Source organism: Comamonas sp. 14P8.1.4, assembly GCF_057799285.1.
Window position 1 is genome coordinate 472,075 of sequence record NZ_JBYOKN010000003.1, and the last position, 9,290, is coordinate 481,364.

At 51.7% G+C, this 9,290-nt stretch carries 7 protein-coding genes; 5 read left to right on the forward strand and 2 right to left on the reverse strand.

Going from position 1 to position 9,290, the window contains the following annotated elements:
• Positions 1-15: 15 nt before the first annotated feature.
• Positions 16-441 (reverse strand): ATP-binding protein, encoded by a 426-nt coding sequence (locus tag AC27VO_RS09215; protein ID WP_488666400.1) that lies wholly within the window; start codon positions 439-441, stop codon positions 16-18.
• On the opposite strand from AC27VO_RS09215, the gene AC27VO_RS09220 reads away from it, so the two are divergent.
• Genes AC27VO_RS09220 through AC27VO_RS09230 form a run of 3 tightly spaced genes read left to right on the forward strand, consistent with a single transcriptional unit; the run spans position 432 to position 5,051 of the window.
• Complete coding sequence (locus AC27VO_RS09220; protein WP_488666401.1) at positions 432-1,250, forward strand: hypothetical protein; 819 nt, start codon at positions 432-434, stop codon at positions 1,248-1,250. The genes AC27VO_RS09215 and AC27VO_RS09220 overlap by 10 nt on opposite strands.
• Complete coding sequence (locus AC27VO_RS09225; protein WP_488666402.1) at positions 1,247-3,088, forward strand: hypothetical protein; 1,842 nt, start codon at positions 1,247-1,249, stop codon at positions 3,086-3,088. The genes AC27VO_RS09220 and AC27VO_RS09225 overlap by 4 nt, the downstream gene beginning before the upstream one ends.
• A complete protein-coding gene (locus tag AC27VO_RS09230) occupies positions 3,078-5,051 on the forward strand; it encodes a PP2C family protein-serine/threonine phosphatase (RefSeq protein WP_488666403.1) in 1,974 nt (657 codons plus the stop codon). Before AC27VO_RS09225 ends, AC27VO_RS09230 begins: the two co-directional genes overlap by 11 nt.
• Here the strand turns inward: AC27VO_RS09230 and AC27VO_RS09235 are convergent.
• Positions 5,041-5,859: a hypothetical protein gene (locus tag AC27VO_RS09235; protein ID WP_488666404.1), complete on the reverse strand. Its 819-nt coding sequence runs from the start codon at positions 5,857-5,859 to the stop codon at positions 5,041-5,043. The genes AC27VO_RS09230 and AC27VO_RS09235 overlap by 11 nt on opposite strands.
• On the opposite strand from AC27VO_RS09235, the gene AC27VO_RS09240 reads away from it, so the two are divergent.
• Both AC27VO_RS09240 and AC27VO_RS09245 read left to right on the forward strand, forming a co-directional pair.
• Complete coding sequence (locus tag AC27VO_RS09240; protein ID WP_488666405.1) at positions 5,852-8,194, forward strand: MFS transporter; 2,343 nt, start codon at positions 5,852-5,854, stop codon at positions 8,192-8,194. The genes AC27VO_RS09235 and AC27VO_RS09240 overlap by 8 nt on opposite strands.
• Positions 8,191-9,225, forward strand: coding sequence for an ABC transporter substrate-binding protein (locus tag AC27VO_RS09245; RefSeq protein ID WP_488666406.1), 1,035 nt, complete (start codon positions 8,191-8,193; stop codon positions 9,223-9,225). Before AC27VO_RS09240 ends, AC27VO_RS09245 begins: the two co-directional genes overlap by 4 nt.
• Positions 9,226-9,290: the final 65 nt, after the last annotated feature.

Here is a 9,290-nt window from a genome sequence, read left to right on the forward strand (position 1 = left end):
ACGCCGCGTTGCCATCTAAGCCTGTGCAGACATCTTTTTGATAGTGACCACATTCAAGCCATTCACACGCTGGTACGCAAATTCGCTCGCCAATTGGTGAATGAAATGAACCCCCAAGCCACCAATAGGGCGTTCCTCAAGCAAGGCTGTCACATCGACAGGCGATCGTTGGGTGGGATCAAAAGCGGGGCCTTGGTCACAAATCCTTGCCTGCAAGCCCATGGGCTCAAGCACTTCAACAGCCACTTCGACCCAGCCTCCACGACCTTCATAGGCATGCATAGCAACATTGGTCAAAAGCTCGTCCAGCATAAGAACGAACTGCATCGTCAATTGAGGAGCTACACCACGCTGCAAGCACCACTCCTCAAGGCCCTCAAAGAACCCAGGTAGCGCATCCACATGCCCATTCAAAATCTCTGTGATTTTCTTTGAATTCATATCAAAAGCATTCTTCTTTTATTAAATTAACACAAAAAATATCATTTTCTAAAATGTTTAAAAGAAAAAATAAGTCGACGGAAAATGAATGCTTGAAAGCTGGCCTAGAACGCGGGGGACTGTGGCTTGCAATGGTTTTAGCCGGTGTGATCTTGATGGTGGCATTGATGTCACAACAGCAGAAGGCGCAACAACTTGCCATTCAGCAGCAAGCGTTGATCTTGGGCTTACAGACCCTTCAAGAAGCCATTGCAACCGACACATCCATGGGCGTGGAGTTAGAGGACAACCCACGCATTGAACACATGCTGGGGCGATCGCTCCAAACCGACCCCAGCCTCCAAAGTGCCAACGTGGCAGATCAGCAAGGCGTCGTGATGTACAGCACGAATCGCGCCGAATTGCGCCGCCAATTACCCGCGCAGCTTCTTACCCGCATTCAAGAGCAATCAAGCGCTGCAAGCTGGCAATTTCAATGGGGCGACTGGTGGCTCATTGGCGCCCCTGTCACCAATGCACATGCTGAACAAATAGGTCATATCTTTTTCAGCAAACCCGCTTTTTTGCAACAGGAAACGACTACGCAAAGCTCGTTGTTCAGCACGGAACTCACCCATTCGCTGCTGCTCTCTTTGGGCCTGTGTGCAACGCTTGGACTTGGGATCGTAATTTTTTTAGGTATCCAAGCCAGAAAAGAGAAACAGAAGTACGCCCCCGCCATGCAAGCGACCCAGCAAGCAACCGCCAAGGCACTGCGTCAAATTCATCAAGGTTTTGATGACTTAGACAGCCTGGAGCGAAAAGAATGAGCACCACCCACTCGCGCAGATCCGCACCGCTTTTCTTGGCGCTCAGCAGCTTGGTGATGCTGTGCTTGGTTGCCACCATCCTGCACCAGCAACAATTGCAGACACTGCAGAAGATGTATCAAGATGCCGCACTGGTTCGCGGGCAAACCATTGCCAACGACACTGCGCAGAAAATCGGACATGCAATTTCCTTAGGCATTCCGCTGTCAAAATTGATCGGCGTAGATGCCATGCTAGACGCCCTTCAGCAGCAGCACGCCGACCTTGTCGCCATTGACATTCAAGACCCGCTGTCTTTGCCAATCTGGAGTTCTCGCTCGGCGCCATCCGAGGATGCGTCGGTACAAGCGGCGGCCGTTGTTCAAGCCCATCACAATCGCGAAACAGCCGCCGTTGTCAATGTCTACATCCACCCCCAGCAGGCGGGAGAACTACTCGCACACAACTTATGGATCTGGGTCAGCCTATTGGCATTGCTTACCGCACTCAGCTACTGGGCTGCCAAGCTCAGTTATTCATTGCGTCCTTGGTTGCGCGAAGATGTCATCGCCAACATATCTCGCAATATTCACAGCGGCATCTTTCAAAACTCGTGGCTTGTTCCGCATTCAGCAGCGCATGACACTCGCCCGGAGCAGCTCTCTGCAGATGTTCGCTCGGTGCATGAAGCCAAAGACCGATTACAGCGCCTGGTGCACTCACTCCGACAAACGGAGCCATCCGCCCACCATCGTCAACAGCTGGACTCCATCCTAGGTCAAGCTACCAAAGGACTGACGCTCAGCACAGGACTTGAGCGCCAACGCATCTATGCAATTGAACAGCAGTGCTTTTGGCTAAGCCTGATACTGGCGCTATCAAGTACCAGTCCTTGGATATGGCAAACGATGCTTGCTGATCGTGCTGACAGCCTATCCATCCAAGCATCAAGCGCCTATTTTGTCTCACTGCTCCTGGCATATAAGTTAGGCCAGCACATCAAGCTGCCTGTCATGCAAGTCTTGACCACAGGATTCTTGGCTTTACTGTTTGCACCATTTTTACTTGCGCAAAGCAATGCTGGGGTCGTTATACAAGCCACCATTTCAGGCGTGGTCGCAGGGCTCAGCTATCAGTCATTTCAGTCCGTGCTCCATGCAGCACGGCGCAAGTTCATCTTCGCGCAACCAAGACTGTCACGCCCCGTTGAACGCGCATATCTGTACGCACTGGCGAGCTTAGGCCCCATATTGGCAATGCTGACCGTGCACTCGTTCAGCGATGACATTGCGCGGATCGCTCTGCTACTACCAGCAGCTTGTGGCTTGATGGCATGTTTACTTTGGAACAGCCACGCCAGCCCATGGCGGACACGTATACGCCCGACAAAATACCGACGTCCAAAAAGCACCTACTGGGCAGTGAGTTTTTTTTATATAGCGATCGGCCTGGGCATCGCCGCCCTCACCACCAACGTCAACCACAACGCTGCAGACCATGCATGCTGGCTTATCGCAGGCTGGTGTTCTGGATACTTTTTACGCTCCAGCACACATAAGGTCTTACGTTTAGGTCTCGCAGTGCTACAGCTAACCGCAGGATCCCTGGCATTTATCTGGCCGAGTGAAGTCACCATCATGCTGGTGGTTTACATGCTTGCATTTGGCGCTGGTGGTGCACATGCCCAACTTCGTGCGAGCCGCACGCCTGTAGCAATTGGCGCAGGCCTTTGCACGGGCTTAATCATGAGCTACTTCTTTGCACCTTCCATTGTTTTATCGCTGAGCGCCATTGTGCTGGGCGCCTCCTGGATTCTTTCCTTGAAGCCCTCTCGTCAAGGAACTTCCCATGCAAATTAAACAACGCTCGTATGCCAGTCTTGTTCTGGCGATTGCGTCTATTTGCGCCGCCTGCATGATCTGGCTCTGGCATCAAGATGGACAGCTTCAAGCTGCTGCCCGCCAATCTTGGCAAGTGCAATTGGCATCCATCTGGGAGCAACAAGCTCAGCGGGAAATGCAAGCGCTGAAGCAAGGATTTTCTACTGAGACACTCAAAAATATCGCCTCCAGCGCCCATGAGGAGACCCAGCATATCTCCTTGAAACTTCCAGGCTCACACTCGCAGCTCCTGGCATCTGAGCTCGTCGATGACAAATTGCCGATTCCCGCCAATGTGCTGCAGGAATGGCTGCTGCAACCAAACGCCATGCCCGGTTTTTTTGCAACAGATGCGCAAAGTTTTCACTGGATCATGCTTTTCAAGCAGTCTGATCAGATGCACCTTGTCATGCGTTCCGCATCGGCAACGCTAAAAAAATTGCACGAAAAAATAGGTGGTGATTTTTCACTCAAAAGCCCATGGGAGCTGACCGAATCATGCGCTGATGCCATGACAGGCAATACCCAGCGTGCTTGCACAAGCTCAAGAGATTCGATTGAACTGCCACTGTTTGACATCAACCATCACCTGGTTGCGCATTTGGTTTGGCGCCCTCTTGGTTGGGAGACTTATCTGCAATCTATCCAGCAGCAATCGCTACGTAATATTTGGATGATTGGGCTCGCAGGATGTGCTTTGCTCTTGGTCATATTGATAGTGCTTGCCGTTCAGCTGCAGCCTATTGATAGAGGTATTTCGGCCTTGAATCGTCTAATTCAAGGCGACGTTCATTCACACATCGATGAAACCCATCTGGACGGTGATGGGGATGATGAGCAAGCGCAGTTATTCCATGCCCTGCACACCATCCGCAATGAACTGATTCAGCTGGAGACTTTGCGACAGGAAAAACAGCGCCTGAGAGTTCAGCATGAACGCTTGATCCGCACAGAGCTGAGAAAACTAGCGGACAGCCTGGACAGCACTTCCCGTGATGAGATCTTGCAGAGCCTGGCTCACAAAAACCCTGCGCCCTCCCATGAAACCCAGCACCAAGAAAACACCTTGGCAAAACTGGCTGGCGTATTGGGCCGCATGTCCGGACTTGTTAGCACTCAGCAAAATCGACTGCTCAAATTACTTAAAGAGCTTCAGGCATCCATGCAAACGCAAGCGGTGCTCGCCAGCTTGCAGCAAGAACTGGAAATTGCACGACAAATGCAGCTTTCCATTCTGCCGCGCCATACACCCGAAGCACATCAGGTGTACATCGATGCCCTGATGCTGCCCGCCAAAGAGGTTGGCGGTGACTTCTATGACTATTTCATGATCGATGAAGACCAATTGGCTGTGGTCGTCGCAGACGTGTCTGGCAAAGGTGTACCAGCCGCGTTCTTTATGGCCATTTCTCGCACATTGCTCAAAAGCAATGCAATGCATCTAGAGAGCGCAAGCCAAACCATCAGTCAGCTCAATAACCAGCTGTGCGCTGAGAACGATCAGATGATGTTTGTGACGGTGTTCTATGCAGTGCTGCAGCTCAGCACTGGCAAGCTACGCTATGTGAATGCAGGCCACAATCCACCACTTTTGAAGCAACAAAACGGCACAGCCTACCTGATGGCAGAAAAGAATATGGCACTGGCTGTCTTGGAGGAGCAAACGTTTTCGTCTGGTGAACTCACACTGATGCCAGGCGATAGCATTATTTTGTATACCGATGGTGTAACCGAGGCAACGGATACATCCAACGCCTTGTTTGGCGAGGCACGATTACTGGATGCGGTGACACAGCATGCCCCCTCATCACCTGAGCTGCCCAGCTACCTTCTCTCGCACATCCGAGATTTCGAAAAGGGCGCCGCACAGGCTGATGACATCACGATTGTCTCATTGCAATATCTGGGAGAGAAATCGCGTGGAGAGGGACTCAAGACATAGCCACCCGCACAAATCGCAATCCAGAGCCTTCCCGCAATTGCACCTCCTCCAGACCGACATAGCCATTTTGCGTTAACCGCACCATGCAACCAAAGTCGTCTGCAGGAACCAAGATTTGATCCGTATGCGAGGTCGACACTTGCCAGGGAGATTCCAAATTCAGCGCGACGATGTGCCGCTGAAGACCATCCATCCACCCTGTCCAGATCACCGCCATCCCCTGGCGCAACAAATTGCGCTGACTTGCACGATTGCGCAAAGAAACCATGGCTAGACACAAAGGCTTCCCCCACGCCAAAGCCAAGGCCATCCTTGTCCGTAAGAGCAGCACTTGCAAATGATCACCCCGCCAAGAGGGATGGACCATACAACTGGCCAAATGCGCAGCGCGACACCAATGCATTGGTTGCAATTGCCCCACCCTTGCCAAATTGTCTTTATCGGTCAACTTTGGAACTCTGAGCATGGCATATGCCACCAAGGTTTCGCCCGCAAATGCACCAATGCAATGCCCATGTGGCTGGCTATGCTGCGAATAAAAGCACGCTTCATCCAGTTCACGTACGTAATGGTCAGGATCCGAGAGATTGCCGATAACCAGATCACGCAACGCTTTCCAGGCAGCGAAATCATGAGAACCCAAGCTCCGAAAACTCAAATTGGACTTACCACCAAATAACTGGGGATGCACCAAATCCGGCCGTTGTGCAAAAAGGGATGCGTTCATCGATTCTTTTCCATTTCTCCGGCGATAACGCGCGGTGTTTTCCAGATCCACACTCACACCACCAAGTACAAGCATGAACATCCATGGATCTCGCATATGGCGACATGCATTCCCACTGGCTTCCGTTGCAACGATGCTGTTGTTCGGGATTTCTTTGCTGTTAATTACCTGGCGGGTAGAGCAAATGCTGTCCGATTTAGCTCTTCAGCAAAGTCTGCGTACAGCGACAAACATCCACCACTCTGCAGAGCAAGGCATTCGCCTTGGCATCGCCCTTGAAGATCAGATGCCACTGGAGCAACAACTCCACGGACTTTTCAAGAGCGAAAAAGCAATCACTGGCATACAAGTTTTAGCTGCACACCATCAGCCCTTAGTGGAAATCGGCTCTACACAGGTTCCATCGCAGCTTTTAAAAACTGAAAAAACGGCAAGCTATCCCAGCGATATTTCTGTACTTCGAGAAGGAACCAAGGCCTGGATTTACCAGCCCATTGAAGACGCTGCTGGCCTGCAATCCGGCTCGTTAATGATGGCTTTTGACTACAGCTACGCCCAGCAACAAGCACGCGTATTGGGACTGAAAGTTCTCACCAAAACCTGGCCATTCATTCTGGCCTGCATTGTTTTTTTGGCATGGACTCTCCGTGAACATCTCAGCCCTGCGGAAATGCGCCATCTTCGGAAATGGAGATATCTGGTAACGGCATGCTGCTTGATATGCTTTTCCATAACACCCATCACCGTTTTATGGAACGCCAGAGAAGAGGCCAAACCTCTGGTGTTCGAGCAAATAAAAAGCAATGCAGAGAGCCTAGGAAGCAGACTCGCCAATGAGCTTTCACGCGCGCTAGATGCAGGCATCCCCTACCTGCAACTCATGGGCGTTCAACCCTGGCTTGAACAGGCCCAACTCAAGGCCCCAGAAATTTCATCGATCCAAGTGGGGCATCCTGGCTACCAACCCGCCCCCCAAGAAGTCGTCACAAACAGCGCTCACTCCGGCTATTTCGTTGCACTCAACTATCCCGATGACTTTGTAGATCAGCAGCTTTCAAGCATCCTGGTGGACCTCGTTTTGGCCGTGGTTATTTCGACTTTTTTGGTTTACGAAATTTCACGTGGAAGATGGAAAAAACTATGGGAAATCAAGACATCCAATGGCGATTGGAGTTCCCGTGCTGCCGATGCCAGAGAAAAGAGCCGTAATCTTTCAAGAATTCGTTTCTTTATTTTTCTAGTGGCTCTCTCGGAAGAGTTACTACGCCCATTTCTCACTGTTTTTGCATCGCAGCTCGATAGTCAACTGAACAGCAGCCTCAGCGCGGGACTGCCTGTCGCGGCCTTCATGCTGACCTTGGCCATAGCGCAGCCAGTGGGACCCGCGCTGGCAGGTCGATTCGATTTACGCAAATTAATGATCGCTGCAGCATTGATCAGCACATGCATGCTGGCTCTGAGCGCCACTTCAGAATCGATTGCAGCATTGATTGCTTGGCGGGCTGGAGCAGGAATGGCCTACGGGCTCGCTCTTATTCTTGCTCAAACAGCGATTGTTCGAACCACCTCTCGCGAACAACGCGCACAAGGCATGACCAGTGTGTCAGCAGCTATTGTGGCGGCGGGCATCGTAGGGCCGCCTTTCGGAGGAATGATCGCAGCCCAAGCAGGGCCGCAGATAGCCTTCCTGGGATGTGCCGCCTGCATGTGCGCGGCGATCGCTGCGATCTGGAAAGTCCGCAGCCTTCCTGGCGATCCAACAACTGCGACCAAAAAACAAAGCTATTTATGGCAGGCCTACCGCGATATATGGCAAGAGCCTCGTGCGATGAGCATAATTCTCGGTGCCGCTTTGCCTGCTCGTCTGGCTGCAGTTGGGATTCTGTCTATTCTGATCCCCCTTTATGCCAGTCACCTCCATACAGCGAGCGCTGTCACCGGCCGAATTTTGCTGCTGTACTTTCTTGTTTTTGCGCTTTCTGTTGGAGCTTGCGCGAAATGGTCCGATCAGACCGGGAATCGACAGTCCATCATCGTGGCAGGAGGTTTCACATGCGCTTTGGCATGCATCAGTGTGATTTTTATGGAAGGCGTATGGGGACTGGCACTATGCAGTGCACTGCTCGGTTTAGGCCAAGCCATGCAGTCATCCGCCCAGGTTGCGCTCATCACAGAAGCCTTTGAAGACAATCCTCTGAGGGTAGCCACACCGGAGCAAGCATTGGCAGCATTTCGCCTGCTTGAGCGCGCTGGCAGCGTTGCTGCCCCATTTTTGATTGCAGGAGCCATCACTGCGTGGGGCTATGCAGGTGCCATTACCAGTCTGAGCATCTTTTTGCTCATTGCCACATTCAGCATGTATGTGCGTTTAAAGCGCCAGCATGCATCCACCATCAAAGCAGGTTTCGCGCCATGAAAACAAGCACATCTCACTTACGCCGCAAACTGACCAAAGCATTGTTGGCAGGCACTGTATTGCCCACAATAACGTACGCTTCCAAAAAAGTATTCACCATCACCATGGTGATGCCGCACGACGACCAAGCGACAGAGTCTGGCTATAAAAGCTATTTAGCGCGTACAGACCTTAGTTTGCGCTATGCCTACGTTCGAAATGAGACCGGGCTCTCTGCAGAGCGTTTGCGCGAACAAGTACTCGCCACACAGCCAGATTTAATTTATGCGTGGGGTACTCCCACCACCCTCGCGCTGGCAGGGCGTCATGATGCCCCTCACACCAAAAACAACCTGGACCACATTCCCATTGTGTTCACAGAAGTGACGGACCCAGTTGCTTCAGGCCTCTTACCTTCTTTGGAAAACGGTTTCCGAAATTTGACCGGGGTCAGCCATGTAGCCCCCTTGCCGGTTCAGATCAATGCCATGCTGTCCTACCGGCCTTTCAAACGCATTGGTTATCTACACAATCCATCTGAGCCCAATTCAGCCATTATTTTGAAACGCCTACAAAGCATCGCACCCAGCCATGGGTTTGATGTCATCGAGGCTAGCTTGCCCGAAAAAAATGGAGGCCCTAGCCCTGCAGACATTGCTCCCAAAGTAGCCGAATTAGTCGTTCAAAAAATAGATTTGCTTTACGTGGGGCCCATCACGTTTCTGGCATTCACGCACCGCGATGCGGTCACACAGGCTGCCATGCACCACAAACTTCCCACCTTTTGCACCACAGAAAGCATTGTCCGGAAGTCTGGGTGTCTGTTTGGACTCTTCTCCAACGATCTGAACGTTGGTCGTTTTGCTGCGTCCATGACCAAGCAAATCCTCAGTGGAGAAAAAACTGCGCGGGACATTCCAGCATCCACATTGCAACGTTTTTCACTACTCGTAAACATGCAAACAGCACAAACTCTAGAGCTGTACCCGCCCATGCTGCTACTCAACGTGGCCGAAGTCATCAACGCACCCAAACAAGCAGCTTTGCCGTAAAAAAGTGCCTTTGATACGACCTAGTTACACAGCAACTACCTGATGCACTACGCATGCGCTAGGTT